Origin of the sequence: Leptospira kobayashii (genome assembly GCF_003114835.2) — a bacterium.
Taxonomy (GTDB): domain Bacteria; phylum Spirochaetota; class Leptospiria; order Leptospirales; family Leptospiraceae; genus Leptospira_A; species Leptospira_A kobayashii.
Genome location: NZ_AP025028.1, coordinates 16389 through 40004, shown reverse-complemented (window position 1 = coordinate 40004; position 23616 = coordinate 16389). Strand labels below are relative to the sequence as shown.

Here is a 23616-nt window from a genome sequence, read left to right as displayed (position 1 = left end):
GAATATGCTTACTACCCGCAAAACCTTTCTTCCGTTTGCACTGCCTTCCATCTCCGAAGACGCCATTGAAGAAGTAGCACAAGTACTGCGCTCCGGCTGGGTTACTTCCGGACCTAAGGTCAAACAGTTCGAAATGGAGTTCGCTGACTTTGTGGGTTCTCCTAATGCAATCGCTGTCAACTCCGCTACGGCCGGTTTGCACCTGGCATTGGAAGCAATCGGTCTGACGGAAAATGATGCGGTAATTACAAGCTCGATTACATTCACTGCAACGACAGAAGTCGTTTGCTATTTTCACGCAGAACCAGTTTTAACCGATGTAGACCCGATCAATAATCTACTTACACCGGAACTATTACAAACTACGATTGATACCCGCTGCGTTTGGGATGGGAAAAATCTAAAAACGAAATCCACCGGCAAACAAGTGAAAGCTGTTATGCCTGTCCATCTTGCCGGGCATACTTGCGATATGGAAGGGATCCAAAAAATCGCAAAAAAATACAAATTGATCATTATCGAAGATGCAGCCCATGCGTTTCCGGCAGTTCATAAAAACAAAATGATCGGAACCTGGGGAGATTATACCGTTTTCAGCTTTTATGCAACGAAAGGAATTACCACCGGCGAAGGTGGAATGATTACTACAGCTAACGCAGCTTCTGCGGATCGAATGAGAAAAATGAGACTTCATGGAATCAATCGGGATGCATTCAACCGTCCCGGCTGGTATTATGAAGTGGTGGATGCCGGTTATAAATACAATATGACCGACATCCAGGCTGCACTTGGTGTGGTACAATTAAAAGAGTCTCACGCTTTCTGGGAAAGAAGAACCGAGATCGCAAAACATTATAACGAAGAATTTAAAAATCTGAAAGGACTTATTCTTCCCAAAGATGATGTTAATGGACAACATAGCTGGCATCTATACAGAGTGGAGCTGGATACAAAGCTCGCAAAAATGGGAAGGGATAGTTTTGTTGAAGAACTTAAAGACAGAAATATTGGAACAAGTCTGCATTTCATTCCTATCTTTGAACATCCATATTATAAAAAAACTTTCGGCTTCAATCGCGCAGAATATCCGAATGCATGCAAGATGTATGATCGAGCAGTATCTTTACCTTTGTTTGCTGGAATGACAAAAACCGATGAAAAAGACGTAATTGATGCGGTGAAAGATCTACTCGGCTGAGGGATTTTTTTCCTTCAGTCTAACTTCATAAAAATCAGGATCGTATAATTTTAATAAATCGACTAAGCCGAGATAAAATTGCATTTCGGTTCCGTCGATTCTTCTTCGAATCCAAAACCCTACCGTTTCTCTCACCAATATGGCAGGGTAAACATCATCACCTTCCCAACTAACGAATTTGCTACCGTCCGCTTCTTCTTCCGCATCCGTAAAATCAGGAACTAAAAACAAATCGTATTTATCAAGATAGTAAGGATCTAATCTTTTCTCGGATACCAAATCAATGTATCGATTTGTTTCTTTATCAAAGTAGTCTCGGTTGGATTCCAATTTGCGATGAACGACAAAGAAGGCTCGTGCGGTTTTTCGAATGTAATCATCGTAGATTTTCTGAGTTGCTTTTCGAAACCCAGAGTTCTTTTTGGCCGGTAAAAAGTATGATTTCAAACGAATCGGAAATTCAGGATGATAGAATCCGAAACGGGAAAGATGGTTTGTTACCAATTCTCCACCTTCATGCGGACCACTTATAAAAATAGGAATACCCAAAAGCTCCGAAATCTGTTTCGGACTTGCAAACGATCTCAGATAACAAAAGTAATTTGAATATCCACCTTCTTCCATAGGAATTGGCTTCAAACCGGAACAGTATGATGTAGCCTTCGGAAGTGAAGTCCAGGCGGACTCCACAAGTAAATTCAAACGGTTCGCGTTTTCATTTGTTACGGGAAGAACGGCTATCTTATTCCACTCTTCTTTGTACTGAGTTATACATCCAAAAGTGATGATAAGAAAGACAAGAAAGCTACTTAATCTTATAGGTAATCTCAGCAGGTAAATTTTCCCATTCGGAATTTGCATCTTTTCTGAAGTAAACGGGAGAAACGGACTGTTTATAATTCAAACTTTGATAAAGAATGAGATCCGTTTCTTTTTTTTCAAAATATCTTTTGTCTTGAGCACCGTTAGGTGTCAGATCTCCGATCGGTAACCAGCCAAAACCCAACAAAAATACGGAAAGAGAATCTTGAACAGATTTGGCTTTTCCTTTTTCAAAACGAATCATTCTATAAGGTAAAACGGGAATCCCCGATTCGATCATTCGACTTTTAAAATCCTGAAAAGTAGAAGCTTGTTGTCTTGCATTATAAATCAATTCCAGATAATCACGGGCAAAAAGTTGTGAATTCTCTTTTCCTTTTTCATAATAATTGGCAATATCAAACGGATAAGTTACGTCTTTGTCCAAATAATCATCCGTAACGAAATATTTAATCAACTGATTCCGTGATGTGAATTTGTATTTTAGTACTTGTTCACCGGCGGAATCTTCAATGGAAAGCTTTTTTATATGAACGCGATTTCTTTGTATAAAAGTGGGTGTAAAGCTCGAATCCGTAAATTTAACGGAACGAATCCTTTGTTGTTCGTTAGACGGTGGATGAACAACCGCAATCTGTGCTTTGGAAAGAGAAACAGTATCTATTTTGAACTTCAACGTAACTTCAAGACTGTATTCCTCTTCTCCCGAAGCGATGAATCTTTCCGTTTCCAAGAAAGGAATGTTTTTGATTTCATGACTTTCCCGATCGACTACCCAAAGTTTCGAGCCGCTCAATAAAACCCCTCGAATGGATTTCATATTGGTTTTAATGGAACCGGTGATTTTACCGGACTTTGCATCGTATCTATAAATCGTGTTATCCGAAGAATCCGAGATCCAAAGAGAATCTCTTCCGAAACAAATATCTCTCGGACGATTTCGATCGGTGAAAAACCCACCGACCAAAATCCCACTCACTTGGTCGAAGATCTGTACCTTAGCATTATCCAAATCCAATATATAATAAAAATTTCCTACACTCGCAACGCCGGCTATATTTTGCACGGGTACAGCTACTTTATCCGTAATTCCGCCGGAATTGGGATCGATCTTTAAAATTTGTTTGGGAGCAACGACTAAAATTTTACCTTCTCTGGAATCAAAGCTGATTCCTCGTAAATTGGCGAGACCAAGATTGAAAATTTCCTGTTCACCGATTTCATTGATCTTCACTAAAGCACGACGATTTGTATCTATAAACCAAAAGTTCACTCCGTCCCAAGCAACACCATATGCTTTGTCCGTAAGTTTATATTCCTTACTCTCCTGTGAGTTAACATTTGCTATGCTAGCGAACAAAATGCAAATTAAAATAAAACATTTGATTTTTTTCACTTCAAATACCGCCGATTGCGTTTTTTAAGATAGTTAGAATATCATGAAGTAGAGTCGGAGAATCTATTTCATTACCCATCATGATTGGACGAGGAACAAATATAAATGCCAACGCAATGAGCATAAAATACCCTAAAAATTTTCGAAAGCCTATCAATTCATTTTGGGAGTCGGGAACAAATCGATGTTCTACTTTTAATAGATAAAAAATCAAAAAAGACCAAAGTAACCATGTGAAATTCAAAAGAGCGAAAAATATAAAACCCAAAAACAACCAATGAATCCAATTTCGATAACGCTCGCCAAACAAAGCATAAATGACATGTCCGCCATCCAATTGTCCGAACGGCAAAAGATTGATAGCTGTGATGAGCAATCCTACCCATCCGGCTTTTGCAAGGGGATGAATATTTATATCGAAAAGATTTGTATCGTAGGGGCCGAGGATCCATTGTCCCGACCAATAAGTAAATAAACTGTCTCCGAAGAATAAAAACTTTGATTTATCCATCCCTTCCGGAATCGCCATAAGATCTGAAAGGGAAATTCCGATGACCCAAGCAATGATCGAAAGCAAAAAACTTGCGATGGGACCGCCGATGCCGATATCAAACAGTTTTAATTTATCAGGAATTCGTTCTTTGATTTGTATCACGGCACCCATAGTTCCAATCGGCCCGAAAGGAAACGGTATAAAATACGGCAAAGTTGCCTTAACTCCGTAATATCTCGCTGGCAAATAATGCCCCATTTCATGGAAAAATAAAATTACGATCAAGCCGACCGAATAAGGCCATTCCGATGAAAGAATCGTGAGATATGTCTCCCAATCGAAAGTGAAAAGACCGACAAACAAAAATTCACGATAAGTGACGGACAAGAACGTTAAAATAAAAAGCAAAAGATGTAATGAATATTTCTGTTTCAAGGTAAGATCGGTATAATTTTGAAATTTGCTATTCTGAATGCTGTCTAAAAAATACTATGGAATCAATCCAATTTTCTAATAAAAAAATTTATGAATCAATTTCTAACTAAATTCAGTGTCAAACTCAAAATTTACGGAACGAATGCGATTTATCAATTGCTAGTTCTCGTGATCACCATTCTTGGCATCTACGGATTAACAAAATTGGAGCAAGAACTTGTATCCTTAAAAAGCATCTACGAAGAATCGTTTGAAAAATCGGTAAAAATCGGATACAACTTAGCAAAAATCAGAAACCTCACGATCGTTGCGACCGATTCCGAAGACCTGAATGAATTTTTATCCATAAGCAAAGAGATCGATTCAACGACGAAAGACACACAACGAATGTTAGTTGAGATTGAAAATTTTCTCAATTTGGCAGGTTATGATAACCAAATCGAATTCGGCGAAAGCATCAAAGCCCTGGAAGAAAACACAAAGATCCAAGCCGACTTTGAAAAATCTCTCGCTCTACTCTCCGGCTTTCGCGAAAAAAAGGAAATTTACTTTAGAACAAAATCAAATCCCGCTCTTCAGGAATCTTTTTCACTCCAAAAACAACTGACTCCTATCAATAAACAACTTCTGGAAAAAATCAGTAATTTTGATTCTCTTATGGCAGTTTTGATCAAATTGAGAAAAGATCAGCTGGAAGCAACCGCCAAAAACGTCAAAATCATCCTAATCGTCGGCTATATTCTTTCTTTTATCATTGTTGTCATCCTCTCCTATTTTATGGGAAGAAGTATCGCCACACCTATCATCAAAGCGGAGTTAATTGCAAATAGGTTTGCAGAAGGCGATTTAACTGCCGAAGAAAGTTTCCATTCTAACGATGAAATTGGACGTTTGATCAATGCATTGAACCAGGCTTCCGTCAATTTGCGTGCACTCATCAGCCAAATTAACAAAACATCAGATATGGTAGCTTCTTCCGCAGACGAAATTTCCGCAACAGCCGGTTCCCTCGCGGAAGGATCAACCAATCAAGCTGCATCTTTGGAAGAAACGGCTGCCGCCATTTCTGAAATGACTGAATCCATCAACCAAGTAGCCAAAACGGCGAAAGATCAATCGGAAGAAACAAATTCCACAATTCGTGAAATGACTTCTTTGTCCGATGCCATCCTTTCCGTTACCAACAAAGCAAAGTTAGTAAATGATGGTTCCCAAGCAGTATTGAAAGAAGCCGAATCGGGGCAGTCCAGAGTGGACGAAGCCGTCTTGCGAATGGGAGCGATCGAAGAAAGCTCCGCCCAAATCAAGGATATTATCACGGTAATCAATGAGATTGCAGATCAAACCAACTTACTAGCGCTAAATGCTGCAATCGAAGCGGCACGAGCGGGAGATTCCGGTAGAGGGTTTGCTGTCGTGGCGGAAGAAATTTCGAAACTTGCAAGCAGATCGCAAGGCGCGACGAAACAGATCGAAGACCTCATCATGGACTCTATCAAAAAAGTAAGTGATGGAAAATCCATTATCGAACTTTTAGTAGATGGATTCAAAAGGATTTTGGAAAAATCACGGGAAGCCGCTACTTTAACGGAAGAAATTTCATATTCCACTCTAACACAAAATCAACAAAGCCAAAGAGTGATGTTATCCATTACGAATCTTACGAATTTAGCCAATTTCATTGCAGAAGCGACAAATGAACAGGAAACATCTTCCCATGAAATTGCTTCCGCCATTGAACAGGTAAATACGATTTCTCAATCCAGCGCAGCTTCTGCAGAGGAACTTGCTAGTTCTACTGTCAACTTAGCACAGTTATCCGAACAACTAAACAACCTTATTTCCAATTTTAGGACTAAATAAACCAGATGTTTGAAAATATTCGCGCGATAAGAAAATTTGACCCTGCCGCAAAATCATATATTGAAATTATTTTGTGTTACCCCGGATTGCACGCCATCTGGTTGCATAAAATTTCCCACTCTCTCTATCAAATTAAAGTACCTTTACTACCCAGGATGATCAATTATTTTTCCCGCTTTCTTACAGGGATCGATATTCATCCCGGAGCTAAGATTGCAAAAGGGGTATTCATTGATCACGGAACAGGTGTAGTGATCGGAGAAACCGCCGAAGTAGGAACCGGTAGTTTGATTTTTCAGGGAGTGACTCTCGGGGGAACCGGAAAAGAATCCGGAAAAAGACACCCCACAATCGGAAAGAACGTGGTGATTGGTGCAGGCGCAAAGATTTTGGGTAACATATTGATCGAAGATAATGTGCGCGTTGGAGCTGGATCGGTTGTTATGCGAAATGTTCCGAGCGGAAGCACCGTAGTAGGTATCCCTGGAAAAGTGGTAAAATCCGGTGCTGGCACGGATACAGTAGAACAAATGTTAGAACATAATCAGATGCCGGATCCTATCGCAAAGGTTTTTTCCGTATTACTGGAAAAGTTGGAAACCCAACAACAGTTGTTGAACCAGCTATCTGAAAAACAGAAATCTTTGGAAAAACAAAAACCGGAAAGTTTGGAATCCATCGAAGAAAACGAACGATTCATTCAGGAATTCATCCACGGAGACGGGATTTAAAGCTCGTCTAATAATTGTTTTTTCTTATTTTGATATTCTTCTTCGTTGATTAGTTGTTTCTTTCTCAAATCATCCAATATTTTGATTCGATCCGGAACGGATTGCCAATCCGATTTAGTCGTATTTATCTCTTCTTCATCGGGCACTCGAAGTAAAATTGGTTTGGGAAGAAGTTCCGTCTCTTTATGAACGATCACTCTACCATATACTGAAATCTTATCCGCCGATTTCTCAATATAAAAGCTCATCGGGGTTCCCTTGCTTTTGATCCGAAGATCCTGTTTGTAGGAAGTTTTCACCTTCTCAAGAGAATAAATACTCCAGTCGTCGAATTTATACTGTGAGGCGAATGTGATATTTTGTCTTAAGTCCGGAATTATGATCACCTCTCCGTTCAGGGTCTTAATATATAAAATGCTAGTTCGCAAAATTTTTGTTAAAGGAGAAAGAGGATCATCCTTTTTTATAAGAATCAAATAAGCGGCAGAAGGTGCTTTTTGAATCGATTCAAATATCATTTCATCCAGTTTGGATAATATATTCTGTTCCAATATTGCAGTCCAATCTTCACTGGAAAGAATGCTCAACCGATAATCCACCCGTTTTAAAATCGACCCGATACTAGTCGGTTCCGAAAAATCCGAATTCAACAAATAGATATTATGCGGAAGAATGGAGGAAAGAACTTCTTTAGAGACGGAAAAAACGGCAATGTCTTCCGATGAATTTACAAGAGTCAGATGTTCTTTCCGAATTTCAGTCGTTCTGCAAGTTTGGACTCCCGAAAAGAGACTGAACAGAAAAATCAAAAATAAACTTGCAGAAGCAAATCTCATAGGTAAATCTTTTCTTTGTGTTCGCAAAACTCAGAGTACTTTTTTATTTTCTTTGCATATTTTTCATTTCTACCGTTTCTACTCATGCGAACACTCTTCCTCATTTTCAAATGGCCGATCAGTATGGAAAACAATACAATCATACTTCTATCAAGGGGAAACCTGTAGTTTTTTTAGGATGTGAAATCAGGGATGTAGAGTTGTGCCGAAAGATAGGTCGCAAGATTTATTGGAAAATGCAAAATCTACTTTGGAAAGATGCAGACAAAATCGCTTTCTTATCTTATTTGAATCTGAAAGAAACCAACCAGCTTGTTGAAAAATACATCGAAGAATCCAAATCAAAGCAGTTTGAAGCGGTATTGTTGGACCGGAAAGGCGAGCTAATCCAAGGTTTGGAACCGGAAAAAGCGTTTTTAAGGATTTTTGACAGAAAAGGAAAAGAAATTCATAGAGAATATTTGGAAACTGCGGATGATGAAAAAGTCAAAGAGTTGTATGTTATTCTCAAAACAGTATTATAATCCAATTTTATTTTTTTCTTTAGTTCTATCCTTTTTCTTTTCTTGCAACAAACCTAACGGAAGCCATTACCAATTTTGGAAAGATTATGATTCCATGCAAAGAGCGATCAAATCGTCCACGACGAATGAAACTTTCTTAACTGCACAATTCGGAGGTTTTTCTCAAGCGAAAGAGAAAGATTTAAAAAAAACTGATTCCGGTGTATTCTATTTAGAGTTAGGTGGGAAGTTATCGGATTCGGGCAAATGGTCCATCGACTGGTATCCCGAAACAATCGTCGGATTGGATTATTTTGCCAAAGTTGAGTATACTCCCAAACTTTGGGGACGGAAGGAAATCTATACCTTACAAAGATCCCAAACTTCCCATTGGAACGGTTATTTGCCTCGTGATTTTTTTGCCTGGTTGAACGAATTTGTTTTCATTGCAAATGATGAACCTTCCTATCAGAAATTGAAAAAAGATTCTGCCAACTTACAATTTTTATGCGAATCAATGCAGTGCCATATTTACGATGAAACCGACTGGGTCGTTCTGGAATTTGTTCTAAATGAAGAAACGCAAAAAAGATTCCCCGGATTTTACAACCGAACGGGAAGTCGATTGGAAAAGAGCAAATTGAATTTGGAAATCTGGGACAAGGCCAATCCGGAAGATCGAATCCATCTATCCAATCAAGGCAAAACTCTACAGTTCCGACTTCCCGCCCGGCCGAGAAAACAATTCTTTCAGAAACCCGTTGAAATTCATTTTCTAGCTGATATTGAAATTCGTTCTTACGGAATCACTGCAAAAATCCAAGATCTGGAATACATTCTCCAATACCAAAGCCTTGCCCATGAAGATCGATTTAAGGGGAAGTTTACGAAAGTCGGCAAAAAGGAAATTTCAGGAAATCTACTCTACTTTATCCCTACAGGTGTGATTGATCTTTTTATTCCGGGTAATATGAATGAATATTTTTCAGATATGATGACTTTGTTGGTGAATGGCACCCAAGGGAAAGGCGGCTCTCAATTGGAAGCTGTGTATCTGAAAAAAGGAAATTTACAAACCAATAAGATCACCACCTATAGTGAGATTATGCGAAAGAAATTCTCTCTCTTCGGAAATGATAATTCCCAAGATGCTGCCCAAGATTTTGAATTTTACGCTTCTTGGGAAGCAGCGATGCTCAAGGATTTAAAAGGTTCCGCTTCCAACTAAAAAATTTTTCAACAAAAGTTTGCCTTCTTCCGAACCAAAAGACTCCGGATGAAACTGAACTCCTTCTATTTTCAGGTTGGTATGCCTTAAACCCATGATTTCCCCTTTTTGATCGGGACTTACTACGCGTGCAGTGATTTCCAATTCTTTCGGCAAACTGGATTCTTCAGCAATCAGGGAATGATAACGCATGATTTCAATGTTTTGTGTTAAATTTTTAAAAACACCTTTTCCGTCATGTGAAATGGGAGAAAGCTTACCATGCATCGCAATCTTCGCACGTACAACCTCTCCCCCGAACGTAGTCGCCATGCCTTGCATCCCGAGACAAATTCCCAAGATGGAAGTTTTATCGCCTAAGTTTAGTAAGATGTCACTCGAAATTCCGAAGTATTCCTTATCGGCAGGATGGCCGGGTCCCGGAGAAATAATGATTCGATCGTAATTTGCCGATTCGATTTCTTTAAATTCCTTTTCGTCATTTCGGAATACATCCAATTGGAACGGGTTGCCTATTTCTTCCAAAATCTCACCTACCAATTGATAGAGATTGAATGTGAAGGAATCGTAATTGTCCAAGATTAAAACTTTCATTTATTTTCCTTCCTCCAAATGATCTTGTAATGCCCGTTTAACGGATGCCATCTTATTGATGATTTCTTGATATTCTCCTTCCGCGAAAGAATCATATACGATTCCACCGGATGCCCTGGCAAATCCACGATCTTCACATACGAAAAAACTTCGAATGGGAATGGCAAAAGTACAATCCCCATTGAATCCGAAAGAACCTACAGCTCCCCCGTACGGACCCCTAGGACTTTTTTCAATCCTCTCTATGATCTTCATCGATTCGATTTTTGGTGCTCCTGACAAAGTACCTGCAGGAAAAGAAGCTGCCAGACCTGAAAACATATCTTCTTTTGCCTTCAGAATGCCTACCACTTCACTGGAAATATGTTGAACGTGACTGAATCTTTTCACATCGAAACGACGTCTTACTTTAACCGTTCCGAATTTTGCAACTCTACCTACGTCGTTTCTATGTAAGTCGATAAGCATATTGTGTTCTGCAATTTCTTTCGGGTCTGTTAGAAGTTTTCTTGCAAGATCGATATCTTCTTGGGGATTACTTCCTCTTTTTGTGGTACCTGCCAAGGGAAAGGATTCCATTTCACCTTGTCTAAGCCTAAATAATAGCTCCGGACTCGCTCCCAAGATGACTCTTTTTTTAAATTTCACATAATACATATGAGGCGAAGGATTAATTTTTCTAAGAGTTTCGTAAATCGCGAGAGAGTTTCCTTTTACGCTAAATTTCTCTTCAAAGCCGATTTGGCATTGAAAGGTATTCCCGGCTTTAACCTCTTCCAAAGTTTCCTCTACCATTTCTTTATGAGTATCCTTGGAGAAAAAACCTCCTTCCGCTTTTACACTGACACTCGGCTTCAATAAATCTTTTTTCGATTTCACCCGATTCAGTATGAAGGAAATTTCCTTCGAACGATCCTTTCCATTATTAAAATAAATAAGCTCTCCGGTAAATTTGTCGTAAATCAATCCGTCAAGATACATCCCGAATTCCATAGCTGGAAAATCCGGGTGTGGTTGTATCTTAAGCTTAGGCTCTAAAAATTGCATCGAATTATAGCTTAAGTATCCTACAAGACCACCCGCATAACTGATGCTTAGCGAATTATAATTCGTCAGTTCACGGAGGGAATAGTAAGGATTTGTTACTTTATAATCTTTTCCGTCTATATTGAGATTACCGGGAGTTCCTATGATTGTATGTTCCGGATCGAACCCGATCACCGAGTAACGAGAGTCATATTGATTGTCACCCGCCGATTCCAGTAAAAAACAAGTATCGTATTCTTTTTCGAAAAAACGAAATAGCTCCCAAAATTCAATCTCTCTCGGCAATTCCAGATTTATGTATTTCGGCTTTTTCGGGATTTCAATTTTCGGAAGACTCATATGACACCTTTACTTGGTTACGGATACCAAGATTCTAAATTCCTTTGTTTCTGAAATAAAAAAGGCAGGCTTGCTTTCGCTTACCTGCCTTTTGCTTTGCATAATTTAGCGAATGCTTATTTGAAATTTTGGTTTGCGAACTCCCAGTTCACTAGATTCCAGAATGCTTCCAAATATTTCGGACGAGCATTTCTAAAATCAATATAGTAAGCATGTTCCCAAACATCGACAGTGATAAGAGATTGAATTCCATCTTTCAAAGGGGAACCTGCGTTGCTCGTATTCACGATCTCTACGGAATCTCCTTTTTTCACAAGCCAAGTCCAACCGGAACCGAAATTGGTAACAGCGGATTGAGTGAACTTTTCTTTAAAAGCATCAAAAGAACCGAATGCTTTGTTGATTGCATCGCCAACGGCACCGGTTGCAGGTCCGCCACCTTTTGGAGAAAGAGAATGCCAGTAAAAAGTGTGATTCCAAATCTGAGCCGCATTATTGAAAATTCCTCCACTCGATTTTTTCACAATGTCTTCCAGAGAAGAATTTTCAAATTCCGTTCCCTTGATCAGATTGTTCAAATTTGTAACGTAGGTTTGGTGGTGTTTCCCATAGTGAAATTCCAAAGTTTCAGGGGAAATGTGCGGTAAAAGTGCATCTTTTGCGTAAGGTAATTCGGGAAGTTTATGTTCCATTGGAAGTCTCCTAGATGGTAAAGTGTATCTCTATTTTCTTTAAAATAAATATTAGAATGATTCTAGTAAACTAATAATCATTCTATTTTGATTAGTTTCTGCTTACGGAAGAGCGAACCGTTTTTAATAAATTCAGAATTTCGTCGTGAATGATTCCATTAGAGGCAATCAACTCGGGAAGACCTGTGTAATAGTGCTTTCCATTCAGATCGGTCATTTTGCCACCTGCTTCGCTCAGAATCACGGAGACTGCCGAAATGTCCCAATGTTTGACTGACTTTTCCCAGATGGCATCCATCAGACCTTCCGCAATCCAACAAGAGTCCAGGATAAAGGAACCAGTTCTACGAAAAGAACGCGCATAAGTCAAAAACCCGGAAAGGTCAGCCATAATCTCCTGGATCATATGAGCTCTTTTGGTAGGAAGGTTCGGACTGAAGATAGCTCTATTCAATTCCGAAACGGAAGAAGTAAAAATAGTCTCTCCGTTTTTCACCGCGCCCTCTCCCAAGACTGCGGAATAAACCGCATCTTGCGGAGGAACAATCACCACTCCCCCAACAGGTGTTTCACGATGTTCCAATCCGAAAGAAATCGCATAAAGAGGAAGCCCTCTTACAAAATTCATCGATCCGTCTACAGGGTCTAGAACCCAACGGAAATCATTGGTTCCGTCAATCGGCTCCTTATCTTCCGATAAAATTCCGTCTTTCGGAAAAGCCTTTTGCAAAAACTTGATAAATATATCACCTAATACCCGATCGGCGGCATGGATTCTTTCTTTTTCATCGGCATCCGTTTTAGAGCGAATACCGGACATTTCTTTCTGAATCTTTTTTGCTTCGTGAATGATACCACTGGCATTGGATTTAATGAATTCGATTCGTTTGATGGTTTCCTCAACGGGAAAGCTAATGGTAGGAGAAGAAATGCTCATGGCTTACCTTATTGCGGAGTATGGTCTTTTTCAGTAAAGTTGATTTTCCACAACATATTGCCCGAGCGAGACTGTGCTCTTTCCGCAGCAAATTGTTTTAGATAGGAATGGTAAGCGGATCTTGCTCCTTCTTCCACGCCGTCTTCTCCCGGATCTAAAACGGAATAAAAATTCCTAAACTCTCTGATGATTTTTGGTAGAGAAGGAGTTAAAAAACGCAAACTCAAAGCCAGATAATCAATGCCGATGGGACTGTAAACCCGGCCTAGCTGCCAAATTTCAGGATTGATCCCCAACTCTTCCCTAATTTTCGATTCGATATCCGAGAAATCGATTTCGTCAAAAATTTCCGAAAATCTTCGGATCGGATGGTCATGTGTTCGATCGGATTCAACTCGAAACACCCCTCCTTGGAATCGTTGAGACTTAAAATCAAGAATATGATCCCCCTCTTCTTTCACTGATTCGATGGGAAAAATTTTAACCTGAAAATAAATCCGATCAGTGATGATGCTAGGAGTTAAATTTTGTGCGCCTGGTTTCTTAATCTCTTCTCCGGAAGCACCGCCCAGATATTGCATGTCGGTAGCGAAAACATAAAGAAATTGTTTGTTACTGAATACGATTGGCCTTACAAAAAATAATTTTCCTGTTTCCCGTTTTGGTCTCGGTTCCGGCAAAAGACAGGTTCCTTCGATTGCTTCAGGAAGATACTTGGATAAGATGGAAACAAAATCTTTGACCGCGGAAAATTCCGGGTGAGTGATCGAAGAAGCGGGGATTACGAATTTTTCTTCAAAACGGATATAAGGAGAATGCAAGTTGTCTACATAGATACTTCCGGAATGATTTTTCCCGGATATATCGTTTAGCATTTTATTGACGGATTTGAAATCTTTAATTAACATTTATATATTTTTATTAATCTTTGTTATGCGAGTTTCGAACGGTTTCAATCTTTTGAATCCTGCCCAAGAAGATTTCCAGGAATGGTTCATAATGATTTCATAATCGTATTTTCGGCCGATTCGGTATTGTTTCTCAACGGTGGAACCTAAAAACCCGAATTTAACGCCGGCTCCAATCAAAACCTTACGGTAGAATAAGACCATAGTTTCCGGACTAAGAGAGGTTCCTACATAATAAACTTTTCCCTTTCCGTATTGGTTTAAAGTGATCGCAGGTTTTCCTTTATAAAATTTCCGACTATCTGAATAATAAGCGATCGGCTTTGCAGTAGTCGGTTCCAATAACTCACAAAATTTGGTTCCTCGCAAAGGAAATAGCCCCATTCGAATGGAAACTTTTTCCCCTTCGCCCATCGCTTCAAATTGATAAGTTTCTACCCCAGCCATTTCCCGAAATCGCCCAGGTACAGGCTCTTCCACCATCCAATGATTTTGGTCTTTGATTCCGGCGCGATAGCCTAAAACCAATGTGCCGCCTTCTTTCACATAGTTCTCTAATTTTTGAATCACTGCGTCTTCAAACATAGTATAAAGAGGAAGAGTAATAACTTTGTAATTTTTAAAATCAATATCGGTTTTTGCCGGCAAAGAATGTGTATTTGCGTTGAGCACATTGGTTCCGGCAAACCAAGTTGCGATTTCAATGTCGTAACCCACTTGTGCAAAAGATACGGGAGAAAATTTCAATCCGTCACTCAATGGTTGGTGTTTGTAACTACGTGCATTTTCAATGTCATGTAAAACGGCAACTTCAGCCGGATAAGGAACATCTGCAATGTCTTCCGCGTAATCTTTGATCTCACGGATTTTCTTTTGAAGTTCGAAATACTTATGTGTGAGTTTTTTACCATGGTCCAAAATTCCATAACACAACTGCTCTTGCCCGAAACGAGCCGTACGATAGCGAAAAAAATAAATCTGATTCGCACCGTTTGTAATGGCTTGGGTTAGCCACAAACCTATCTGACCCGGAGGGGGAAGATATCCCAAAGTATCATGACCCTGTACTCCCGAAATTTGTTCCATAACGGTAAACGCTTTGTTTTTCAATCCACGACAGTACTGTTGTGTTGCAGATACAAGTGGATGCGGAAAAGGATCTTTTTGATTTCCCCAAACAGGATAATTGTCCCAAGACACATAATCCAATTCACCGAATAACTTGTGCATATCGGTGATAGGTAAAAACGGTGAAGGATAAAGATTTACGGTGAGCGGTCTTCCTTTCGAATACTTTCGAATGATATTTGCCTGAAGGGTCAAATAAGAAATCAATTCATCTGATTGAAACCGGTAATAATCCTGGATCATGGAAGGATTAAAATTGCTGGCAACATGGGACGCTGGAACGGGAATTTCATCCCAGTCATTGTACATCATTCCCCAAAACACACTCCCCCAACTTTTGTTACAGTTTGCGATAGTTTTGTATTTTGCTTTCAGCCATTTCCGGAAGCCGGCGAGAGCCAAGTGCGAATAATCCAAATCCGATCCCTCGTGACCTGGTTCGTTATCAATCTGCCAACCTGTAACGGCGGGATGATTTCCGAAATGTTTTGCCATTGCGGTTACTATTTTTTCCGTCGCTTTGCGATACGCCGGAGAGGAAAAACAGGCTTGTCGCCTAGTACCGATTGTGCGAACGATTCCTTCTTTGGAAATTTGAACGATTTCAGGATATTTTTTATACAACCAGGGAGGAAAAGATGCCGTAGGAGTTCCGAGGATCGCGGTCATGCCCGCTTTGTGAATTTTTTCCAATACTTCGTCGAATAAGGAAAAATCGAATTTTCCTTCCCTGGGTTCCATAAGTGCCCAAGCAAATTCAGCCAGTCGAACCGAAGTGAGACCCATATTTTTCATAATGGAAAGGTCTTCGTCCCAATCTTTTTTTTCCCATTGTTCCGGGTAATAATCCACTCCAAAGATCATGATTTTTCCTTTTTACGATTGCAGAATCCGTCTTGCAGCATAAACTGAATTAGAAATCACCTCTTTCAATCAAATAATGACAGATTCAGTTATTTTAGGAATCATTCCCAATTACCATTTTAGATTTTCCATCGTTGATCTAACCAAAACGGCAAGAGAAATCATCTTATTGCACGAGCTTAACTCGGAGATGAGTGTTTTTCTCTCAAAGACCCTGATGGGCGCTCTGTTTCTTGCAGAGATGACAAAGGATCAACAAAGAGTCAGTATCCAATGGAAGGACGATACGAACAAATCAGTTCTTGCTTATAGCAACCGTTATGGGGTAATGAAAGCAGTCGCGTATCCGGGCGAATTTGCCGTAGGAGACATTCGTAATGAATTTATCCTGGGGCAAGGGATAATGAAAGTCATTCGATGGGAAATGAATGCGGATTTTTACCAATCTTTTACAAATTTGGTAGAAGATACCTTTGAAGTAAATTTTCTGAAATACCTAACCGAGTCGGATCAAGTAAGAGCGATCGTAGGAATGGACGTGGAGCCGTTGAAAGTAGATGGAGATCCTTTCCGTGCGAAGGCAATTATGCTTCAGGCATTACCGGAAGCAAGCGAATCGGATTTCAAATATTTGAATGAAAAAATTTCTCCCATCATCAATAAAGAATCATTTTGGGACTTGGGATTCGAAGAGATGCGAACGGAACTTATGATCGCAATCGAATCGGAGCTTGCCGTTTTGTCTACGGAAGAACCTGAATTTTTATGTGATTGTTCCCGCTATAAAGTGTCCGAAATCATCGTCTCTTTGGGAAAAAAGGAAGCCGAGTCGATTTTGACCGATGTAGGACAAATAGAAATTACTTGTGAATTCTGTAGGAAAGCTTATCAATACAATCAAGAAGATGTAGAGCATCTGTTCAAAGAATGATAAAAAATTTCGTATCCGTTCCTTTGGATAAAATCGAACCAATCCTTTCCGCTCTCAATCAAAACATAGACAGCTTACTCTCCCAAAAAAAGTTTCCCTGTATTTTATTTTCAGGGGACTTAGGTACAGGGAAAACAACCTTCATTCGCAAATGGATGGATTCCAGAAATTCAAGTGAATTGGTAAATTCGCCTACATTCGCATTACATAACTTATATGATCTAGACAACATCCCGGTTCACCATTTTGATCTCTATCGGATTAAAGATACCGGTGAACTATTTGAACTCGGCTTCGATGAAATCTGGGGAAAAGAAGGCATTTCACTCATCGAGTGGTGGGAAATAGCGGAAAGTATGCTTCCTAAAGAAGGACGACTTTATCTCAACATCGAACACGATACTTTGGAAACCCGAAATTATACATTGGAAACACCAAAATGAAGATTTTATTCTTTGATGCCACTCAGGATTGGATTCATGTTTCCACAACGATTTTGAATTCTGAGAAACCGGACGAAGTTATTTATGAATTTCAAGAATATTGTCCTAAAGAATCTTCCTTTCGTTTGGTGGAAGAAATCGGGAAAGCTTTGCAATTTTCCGGATGGGATAAACCTGATGGAATCTTTATACTTACGGGTCCGGGTTCTTTCACAGGGATTCGAATCACAGTCACCACTGCAAGAAACTTGTCCCAATTATGGAAAATTCCTTGTTTAGGGATGGATACCGTAGAAGCATATAGTCGGTATTTTTTTCAAACTGAGAAGAAAAAATCTACGTTTGTATGTTTGGATGGAAAACAAAAAAAATATTATTTCGGCCATTTAACAAAAGGTAATTATTCAGGGACTTTCGATTGGATATCTGCAAAAATCGAAGAATATTTGAAAAATTTGCAAAAGGATGATGTCTGCTTTGTTTATTCAGGTGAAACAAACGTCCAATTTTATAAGGAAATGATTAAAATTGAAGAGACTTTACCGAAAAGTATGCCAATTTTAGAAAGTAAGAAAGATATAATCTTACGTGCCGATTTAGAAACTTCCAATTATTCCCTTCTTCTCCCCAATTATATTCGCGGCACTTATTTAGAAACTAACACAACGTAATGGATACATATAAAATTCAAAAAAAAATCATAGACTATTTAGAAGCGAAGGCCGGTAAAGAAGTCACAAAACAAGAGTTAAAAAATAAATTTTTAGATCTAACGGAAAAACCGAAAAAAGCACCGACGAAGAAGAAACCGGCGCGAAAAGAAAGAAAACAAAACTCAAATAAAGAACTGATGATTGCAATGGACAATTTGCTTTTATCTTTGGAAAACGAAAACCTACTTGTGATGGATGGAAAAAGAATCCTAATCGCAAATCCTTTTCGCTTTTACGGAAGAATCTCCGTTTCCAGAAGAGGTGATGGGTTCTTAAGCTTACCAAGCAAGAACGAAGTATTCATTCCCGGTTCGATGATTAATACCGCAATTACCGGAGACAAAGTTGAAGTACTTCCCTTGGGAATCGGAAGAAAAGACCGATTTGAAGGCGAGGTAACCGCGATTGTTAAAAGAGGTCGCACACTTTATCGCCTGAGGGTTACGGAAAAAAACAATCGATTCGTATTTGGAAAATTTCTAGATATGTTAGGCGATGAGAAAGAAGGAGTGATTCACTCAAAAACTCTGTTGAAAGATATCTTGGATAAAATTCAAATCGATGATATCTTGATTGTCAAACTCAAAGAAGGTGTAACCCCGGAAGACAATTTATACGATGTATCTTTTTTAAGATTCGAATCGGATACGAAAGAAGATCCGGATTTTCAGAGAATTTTGATGAAGTACAATTTTGACGTACAACATCCTGATAATATTAAACTTGATCTTCCCGAGGAAGTGGAAGCATCCAATGTAAGTGATTGGAATTCCCGTACTGACTTGAGAGATCTTTATGCGGTGACGATTGATGGGATTACTGCGAAAGATTTTGATGATGCCATTAGTTTTCAGGAGGAAGGAAACAAAATCCGTTTCTGGGTTCATATTGCAGATGTTTCGCATTATGTAAAAGTAGGCACTCCATTGGATGACGAAGCTTACCAACGAGCAACGTCCGTTTATTTGGCGAACAAAGTCGTGCCTATGTTACCTCCTGTTCTATCGGAGAATCTTTGCAGTCTTGTAGCAAATAAGAATCGTCTGGCATTTACAGTTGAGATGGAAGCGAGTAAAGAAGGCGAAATTTACAATGCCAAATTTTACAAGTCAGTGATCAAGGTGAACCAACGATATACTTACGAAATGGCGGAAGATGAGATTAAATCCAAAAACCCGGAATCCTGGATTTATAAAATATCCAAGTTCACCGACAATATGCGCAAAAAACGCATTCAAAACGGTAGAGTCGATTTAAATATCAAGGAAACCACCATCCAATGGGACAAAGATCAAAAACCCGTAGGAATTGAAGTCAGAGAAAGGTTAAACAGTCATATGTTAATCGAAGAACTGATGTTATCTGCAAATACGAAAGTAGATGAATTTCTTCGTAAAAAAAATGCACCCACCCTGCATAGAATTCATGAAACTATGGATGAAGAGAAATTGGAAATGTTAAATCAGTTTCTTCAACTGAACGGATTTCATATCCAAATCAAGGACACTAGTTATCCGGAGATCACCGCCGCAGTAAATGCAATTGGAAACAACTCAGTAGCTAAAATTTTCAACTATCTATTGCTTCGAAGTTTTATGCAGGCATATTACGGAGGAGAAACTCTCGGACATTGGGGACTTGGTTTTCAAGACTATTGTCATTTTACTTCACCAATCCGTCGTTACCCGGATTTAGTAGTACACAGGGTATTACATGCGATAATTTTAGGAACCAAACTACCTTACGACAAACCTAGTATCGCTATGATTGGAAAACATTGTTCCGATGAAGAAAGAAGAGCAGCAGATGCGGAGAGAGACATTATTAAAATTAAATCTTTCCGTTACTTGGAATCCACCGGGAAAAAAGAGTTCAAAGGTTTCATCGTGGGGATCCGACCGGCCCAAGTATTTGTCGAGCTGGAAGATTCAAGTCTGGAAGGAGTTCTCGATAAACAACAATTTACCGATGAATTCGAGATCATGGTTAAGAATGATTTTTCGTTTTATTCGAAAAAACATACTAAAATCTTTTTCATCGGTGATCCGGTCACCGTATCTTTGGATCGAATTGACTACGAAGAAATTAAAGTGTTTTTAACTTTAAAGGATTTCAAAAAAGCGACTTAAAAATCACAAGTCGCTTCGCTTCCATATCCTTCGGAAGAATGGCTTACCACCGACCTGAAGGTTTTCCAATTTTTCTATCACCTGTTCTTCGGTGATAGAATACTCCTTCATTACATCCCGATTCAAACTAAGATGAGAATGAGTTACCCATTGAACGATCGATTTTTCCGTCCGGACTTCCTTTGGTAAAAGCCCGGAAAGTTCGTCAAAGAATTGGTCATGTGATAGAAAACTGGCATTTGATACTTCCGGCATGGGCGCGGCACCGTGATCAGCCGTTATTACGAGAATGAAATCTTCGCCGTAGTTTTCTTTTAAAAAGCTAAATATCTTTTCGATTTCTTTGTCTGTTGCGGAAAGAATTTTGCGAGCCTCTTCCGATTCCCAACCTGATAAATGACCGACTGCATCCGTAGCTTTCAAAGTCACGTAAACTAGATCTGTATCGCCATCCAAATGTTTTTTCTTTTCTAAAATCTCTTTTTGAATCGCAGTTCGAATGGATTCACCGTCTAACAATACTTGATATTCCGATGCTTGGAAAAAATGAATCTTTTGTAAAAACTCTAAACGATCTTTTACTTTGAAAGAACTGGTCGTTGTTTTTTCCTTTTCTTTATAAAAATCATAAAGATTAAATCTCTTCACCGCTTCAGGGATAAGGTATGCATTCGAATAAGTATCCCATTTCAGGTCTTTCGTATTTTCCCAATAAACAAAATCCATATCAGAGGTTTGCCCGCTCTTAGACAGAAAATCCTTTCCATGGCCGGCCATTCCTATACTTGCCCTTGCCGCATAACATTGACTAATAACTACAGGTTCGTTATTTAAATAAATATCCCATTCGTCGGCAAGGCTTGCCGCTTTCAATTCATTCAGGTTGATAGAATCGCCTACTCCTTGGTAAACTTGATGGACATCGATTTTTCCTTTGGACCAGGAATAGATTTCATTCGAGAATGCTTGTGTTTGTGACGGGTAAGCCCCTGTTCCGATGGCAGCATGTCCTACAGCGGTATGAGCTTCCAAATGCCCCACTTTTCCATTTTTAAAATATACTGATTTTGATTTTAAATCTTTGAGAAACGGAAAAGAATTGGGATGAGCGGAATACAATTGTTGCCCGCCTTGATCCACTACAATGGTAATGATAAGCTTCGGTTTTTCCGGATTGGTTTTGAAGATTTTAGATAAGAATTGAACATCAAGCAAATTGGAAAAAGAAAAATCCAATACTTTCGAAAGTATGGAAGCAAGATGCTGCTGATGAATCTTATCAGAGTAGCTGCCATTATAAAACCATTTTGGCCCGTAGATCCAAACAGGAATATTCGTATCATAAGAGTATTGAGTATAGTGAGACGTATAGTTGACTTCTTTCTCAAAAGATTGTTCTTTTTCATTCCATTTCCAGCTATCCTTCAATTCTTCCCAAGACAGATCGTATTCCTGAAGAATATTTTTAATTTCCTCCTGAGTATAATGAGAAAGAGTGATTGATTCTCTTGAATGTTTATCGAAAATATTGAAAGGATAAGGTACAAGGATCAGATCCGTATTCGGTTGTAAGGATCTCTTTGCCGCTGCTTTATAATCCGACTCCCAACTGCAGGAAGTACATAAGCTAGAAATGGTTAAGATAATATATAGATATCTTATAATAAATACGTTCATTAGTGTTTCATTCCTACTCAATCAATGTTCTAGTTTTCCTTCCAAGATAGGAAAAAAGCAAGTTAGAATTGCAATCGTCGGTGACATTATGTGTCACAATTCGCAGTTGGGTACATATTGGAATGCAAAAACAAAATCTTATTCTGCCGATTCGAGTTTCGAATATGTAAAACCTATCTTACAAAACTATGACATCGTTTTTGGAAATTTGGAAACTACGATTACGAAAGATCAAGCTGATCACAGCGGATATCCGAGATTCGGTTCTCCTCCCGGGTTTGTTCAAAGTATTGCAAAAGCAGGATTTCATGTGCTCTCAACAGCAAACAATCATTCTGCGGACAAGGGAGCCCAGGCAATTGATCTGACAATTGAAACCGTGCTCGCTGAAGGGATGATACCTTTGGGAACATATTCTTCGGAATCGGACTATCAAAACAGAAGACATTTTATTTTGGAAAAGAACGGAATCCGTATTGCAGTTTATAATTATACCTACTCAACAAACGGAATCAAAGTTCCCGGAGAAAAAATCGTTCGTTTGATCGAAGAGAAAAAAATCAGAGAAGATATCCGATTTTCGAAAACTCAAAATGTGGATTTTACACTTGTTTGGTTTCATTTTGGAACGGAATATAAAACAGAGCCCGATAAAAATCAAATCAAATGGGTGGATGTCGCATTGGAAGAAGGAGCCGACCTAATCATCGGAGGACATCCTCATGTAGTACAGAATTTCAAAAAGATAGAAACTGCTTCAAACGAGAATACACAAAAACAACAGTTAGTTGCTTATTCTTTAGGTAATTTTTTATCCGCGCAGAATGCACCATTTACAGACGGAGGAATTATTTTAAATTTCGATCTGGTAGTGAACGGAAAAGATTCCAAAGAAATCGCAAATATAAACTACGAGCCGGTTTGGGTGTATCCTTCAGGGTACAGAATCATCCCAATCGATAGGTATTTGAATCAAGAAATAGATTTAAAGTTACCGAAACATTCCGAAGCCAGAATGAAAGCTTATAAGAAACAACTACTTAAAGTTTTGAAATAAATCGTTTCCGAGACATCCGATCACTCTTCCGATTGAAGATTCAAATCCGAAAATCCTTTACCTTCCCGGATCACTTTAATCTTATCTTCCGTGCAATCTAAAATTGTAGAAGGTTCCACTTTGACAATTCCTCCGTCGATGATTGCGGCAACATGACTTCCATAAACAGCTTCCAAATCATCAATATCGATTAGAAATTCGTCATTTGTAAAGGCCGACGTAGAAGTGAGTGTAGAATCATGAATCTTTAATAATTCTTCCAAAAAATTATGACCGGGAATTCTAATTCCAATATGTCTGTCTTTGCTATTTGCAATCGAAGGTTTTGGAAGATTTTTATTTGCTTTTAAAATGAATGTAAAAGGCCCCGGTGTGATCTTTTTCATCAATTTGTAAGTAGGATTAGGAAGGTACTCTATCATATGCGAAGCCATGGAAATGTCTTTACAAAGCAGAGAAAGTGGTTTGTCTTTCGGAAGCTTTCGAAGGGAGTAAATGGCTTCGACACCTTTTTTCGAATGTGAATCCGCAATGATCGCATAAACAGTGTCAGTTGGAAAGATAAAGATCTCTCCATTCTTCAATCGTTCCGAAATTTGTTTGAGCTTTCGGATTTCCGGGTTGATAGGATGGAGATAATCTATCATATTCT

General features: G+C 39.0%; 22 protein-coding genes. 10 read left to right on the top strand and 12 right to left on the bottom strand.

Annotated features, from left to right (window positions below; genetic code table 11):
* Positions 1-4: 4 nt before the first annotated feature.
* Positions 5-1198, top strand: coding sequence for a DegT/DnrJ/EryC1/StrS family aminotransferase (locus tag DI077_RS00190; RefSeq protein WP_109022177.1), 1194 nt, complete (start codon positions 5-7; stop codon positions 1196-1198).
* On the opposite strand, the gene DI077_RS00185 is transcribed toward DI077_RS00190, so the two are convergent.
* Genes DI077_RS00185 through DI077_RS00175 form a run of 3 tightly spaced genes read right to left on the bottom strand, consistent with a single transcriptional unit; the run spans position 1187 to position 4344 of the window.
* Complete coding sequence (locus DI077_RS00185; RefSeq protein WP_242935288.1) at positions 1187-2059, bottom strand: hypothetical protein; 873 nt, start codon at positions 2057-2059, stop codon at positions 1187-1189. The genes DI077_RS00190 and DI077_RS00185 overlap by 12 nt on opposite strands.
* Entirely contained in the window at positions 2004-3380 is a 1377-nt protein-coding gene (locus DI077_RS00180) for an NHL repeat-containing protein (protein ID WP_242935287.1), read from the bottom strand. The genes DI077_RS00185 and DI077_RS00180 overlap by 56 nt, the downstream gene beginning before the upstream one ends.
* 37 nt (positions 3381-3417) lie before the next feature.
* Positions 3418-4344, bottom strand: a complete 927-nt coding sequence (locus DI077_RS00175; RefSeq protein ID WP_174705657.1) for a site-2 protease family protein — start codon at positions 4342-4344, stop codon at positions 3418-3420.
* Between the two features lie 90 nt (positions 4345-4434).
* On the opposite strand from DI077_RS00175, the gene DI077_RS00170 reads away from it, so the two are divergent.
* Positions 4435-6207, top strand: coding sequence for a methyl-accepting chemotaxis protein (locus DI077_RS00170; RefSeq protein WP_109021727.1), 1773 nt, complete (start codon positions 4435-4437; stop codon positions 6205-6207).
* Positions 6208-6212: 5 nt separating this feature from the next.
* Complete coding sequence (gene cysE, locus DI077_RS00165; protein WP_109021726.1) at positions 6213-6938, top strand: serine O-acetyltransferase; 726 nt, start codon at positions 6213-6215, stop codon at positions 6936-6938.
* Here cysE and DI077_RS00160 read toward each other — a convergent pair.
* Positions 6935-7774 (bottom strand): SHOCT domain-containing protein, encoded by an 840-nt coding sequence (locus tag DI077_RS00160; RefSeq protein ID WP_109021725.1) that lies wholly within the window; start codon positions 7772-7774, stop codon positions 6935-6937. The genes cysE and DI077_RS00160 overlap by 4 nt on opposite strands.
* A gap of 17 nt (positions 7775-7791) precedes the next feature.
* On the opposite strand from DI077_RS00160, the gene DI077_RS00155 reads away from it, so the two are divergent.
* On the top strand, positions 7792-8298 hold the full coding sequence (locus DI077_RS00155) for a TlpA family protein disulfide reductase (RefSeq protein ID WP_242935286.1): 507 nt from the start codon (positions 7792-7794) through the stop codon (positions 8296-8298).
* Positions 8273-9505 carry an LIC10025 family lipoprotein gene (locus tag DI077_RS00150; RefSeq protein WP_109021724.1) on the top strand — a complete coding sequence of 411 codons (1233 nt, stop codon included), beginning with the start codon at positions 8273-8275 and terminating at the stop codon, positions 9503-9505. Before DI077_RS00155 ends, DI077_RS00150 begins: the two co-directional genes overlap by 26 nt.
* Here the strand turns inward: DI077_RS00150 and DI077_RS00145 are convergent.
* The 6 genes from DI077_RS00145 to DI077_RS00120 form a co-directional block, all read right to left on the bottom strand.
* A complete protein-coding gene (locus DI077_RS00145) occupies positions 9482-10099 on the bottom strand; it encodes an anthranilate synthase component II (protein WP_109021723.1) in 618 nt (205 codons plus the stop codon). The two genes, DI077_RS00150 and DI077_RS00145, sit on opposite strands and share 24 nt — an antisense overlap.
* The gene (locus tag DI077_RS00140) at positions 10100-11485 is read right to left on the bottom strand and encodes an anthranilate synthase component I family protein (RefSeq protein ID WP_109021722.1); all 1386 of its coding nucleotides are present in this window, start codon (positions 11483-11485) and stop codon (positions 10100-10102) included.
* A gap of 116 nt (positions 11486-11601) precedes the next feature.
* Positions 11602-12177: a superoxide dismutase gene (locus DI077_RS00135; RefSeq protein ID WP_109021721.1), complete on the bottom strand. Its 576-nt coding sequence runs from the start codon at positions 12175-12177 to the stop codon at positions 11602-11604.
* 91 nt (positions 12178-12268) lie between these two features.
* Positions 12269-13114: an inositol monophosphatase family protein gene (locus DI077_RS00130; protein WP_109021720.1), complete on the bottom strand. Its 846-nt coding sequence runs from the start codon at positions 13112-13114 to the stop codon at positions 12269-12271.
* A gap of 8 nt (positions 13115-13122) precedes the next feature.
* Positions 13123-14022, bottom strand: coding sequence for an LIC_10030 family protein (locus DI077_RS00125; protein WP_109021719.1), 900 nt, complete (start codon positions 14020-14022; stop codon positions 13123-13125).
* Entirely contained in the window at positions 14023-16014 is a 1992-nt protein-coding gene (locus DI077_RS00120) for a beta-galactosidase (protein ID WP_109021718.1), read from the bottom strand.
* Between the two features lie 76 nt (positions 16015-16090).
* On the opposite strand from DI077_RS00120, the gene hslO reads away from it, so the two are divergent.
* Genes hslO through DI077_RS00100 form a run of 4 tightly spaced genes read left to right on the top strand, consistent with a single transcriptional unit; the run spans position 16091 to position 20230 of the window.
* The gene (gene hslO, locus DI077_RS00115) at positions 16091-16945 is read left to right on the top strand and encodes an Hsp33 family molecular chaperone HslO (protein WP_109021717.1); all 855 of its coding nucleotides are present in this window, start codon (positions 16091-16093) and stop codon (positions 16943-16945) included.
* Complete coding sequence (tsaE, locus tag DI077_RS00110; RefSeq protein ID WP_109021716.1) at positions 16942-17388, top strand: tRNA (adenosine(37)-N6)-threonylcarbamoyltransferase complex ATPase subunit type 1 TsaE; 447 nt, start codon at positions 16942-16944, stop codon at positions 17386-17388. Before hslO ends, tsaE begins: the two co-directional genes overlap by 4 nt.
* The gene (tsaB, locus tag DI077_RS00105; protein ID WP_109021715.1) at positions 17385-18059 is read left to right on the top strand and encodes a tRNA (adenosine(37)-N6)-threonylcarbamoyltransferase complex dimerization subunit type 1 TsaB; all 675 of its coding nucleotides are present in this window, start codon (positions 17385-17387) and stop codon (positions 18057-18059) included. Before tsaE ends, tsaB begins: the two co-directional genes overlap by 4 nt.
* Positions 18059-20230, top strand: a complete 2172-nt coding sequence (locus DI077_RS00100; protein ID WP_109021714.1) for a ribonuclease R family protein — start codon at positions 18059-18061, stop codon at positions 20228-20230. The genes tsaB and DI077_RS00100 overlap by 1 nt, the downstream gene beginning before the upstream one ends.
* Positions 20231-20233: 3 nt before the next feature.
* Here DI077_RS00100 and DI077_RS00095 read toward each other — a convergent pair whose 3' ends face one another.
* Entirely contained in the window at positions 20234-21907 is a 1674-nt protein-coding gene (locus DI077_RS00095) for an alkaline phosphatase family protein (protein WP_109021713.1), read from the bottom strand.
* Between DI077_RS00095 and DI077_RS00090 the strand changes: the two genes are divergently transcribed.
* The gene (locus DI077_RS00090; RefSeq protein ID WP_109021712.1) at positions 21864-22964 is read left to right on the top strand and encodes a CapA family protein; all 1101 of its coding nucleotides are present in this window, start codon (positions 21864-21866) and stop codon (positions 22962-22964) included. The two genes, DI077_RS00095 and DI077_RS00090, sit on opposite strands and share 44 nt — an antisense overlap.
* A 20-nt stretch (positions 22965-22984) precedes the next feature.
* On the opposite strand, the gene DI077_RS00085 is transcribed toward DI077_RS00090, so the two are convergent.
* Entirely contained in the window at positions 22985-23611 is a 627-nt protein-coding gene (locus DI077_RS00085; protein ID WP_109021711.1) for an L-threonylcarbamoyladenylate synthase, read from the bottom strand.
* Between the last annotated feature and the right edge of the window lie 5 nt (positions 23612-23616).

Coding starts and splice junctions, on each gene's coding strand:
- DI077_RS00190 (WP_109022177.1), top strand. CDS start 5: ATGCTTACTACCCGCAAAACCTTTCTTCCGTTTGCACTGCCTTCCATC.
- DI077_RS00185 (WP_242935288.1), bottom strand. CDS start 2,059: ATGCAAATTCCGAATGGGAAAATTTACCTGCTGAGATTACCTATAAGA.
- DI077_RS00170 (WP_109021727.1), top strand. CDS start 4,435: ATGAATCAATTTCTAACTAAATTCAGTGTCAAACTCAAAATTTACGGA.
- cysE (WP_109021726.1), top strand. CDS start 6,213: ATGTTTGAAAATATTCGCGCGATAAGAAAATTTGACCCTGCCGCAAAA.
- DI077_RS00160 (WP_109021725.1), bottom strand. CDS start 7,774: ATGAGATTTGCTTCTGCAAGTTTATTTTTGATTTTTCTGTTCAGTCTC.
- DI077_RS00150 (WP_109021724.1), top strand. CDS start 8,273: ATGTTATTCTCAAAACAGTATTATAATCCAATTTTATTTTTTTCTTTA.
- DI077_RS00145 (WP_109021723.1), bottom strand. CDS start 10,099: ATGAAAGTTTTAATCTTGGACAATTACGATTCCTTCACATTCAATCTC.
- DI077_RS00140 (WP_109021722.1), bottom strand. CDS start 11,485: ATGAGTCTTCCGAAAATTGAAATCCCGAAAAAGCCGAAATACATAAAT.
- DI077_RS00135 (WP_109021721.1), bottom strand. CDS start 12,177: ATGGAACATAAACTTCCCGAATTACCTTACGCAAAAGATGCACTTTTA.
- DI077_RS00130 (WP_109021720.1), bottom strand. CDS start 13,114: ATGAGCATTTCTTCTCCTACCATTAGCTTTCCCGTTGAGGAAACCATC.
- DI077_RS00125 (WP_109021719.1), bottom strand. CDS start 14,022: ATGTTAATTAAAGATTTCAAATCCGTCAATAAAATGCTAAACGATATA.
- DI077_RS00120 (WP_109021718.1), bottom strand. CDS start 16,014: ATGATCTTTGGAGTGGATTATTACCCGGAACAATGGGAAAAAAAAGAT.
- hslO (WP_109021717.1), top strand. CDS start 16,091: ATGACAGATTCAGTTATTTTAGGAATCATTCCCAATTACCATTTTAGA.
- tsaE (WP_109021716.1), top strand. CDS start 16,942: ATGATAAAAAATTTCGTATCCGTTCCTTTGGATAAAATCGAACCAATC.
- tsaB (WP_109021715.1), top strand. CDS start 17,385: ATGAAGATTTTATTCTTTGATGCCACTCAGGATTGGATTCATGTTTCC.
- DI077_RS00100 (WP_109021714.1), top strand. CDS start 18,059: ATGGATACATATAAAATTCAAAAAAAAATCATAGACTATTTAGAAGCG.
- DI077_RS00090 (WP_109021712.1), top strand. CDS start 21,864: ATGGTTAAGATAATATATAGATATCTTATAATAAATACGTTCATTAGT.
- DI077_RS00095 (WP_109021713.1), bottom strand. CDS start 21,907: ATGAACGTATTTATTATAAGATATCTATATATTATCTTAACCATTTCT.
- DI077_RS00085 (WP_109021711.1), bottom strand. CDS start 23,611: ATGATAGATTATCTCCATCCTATCAACCCGGAAATCCGAAAGCTCAAA.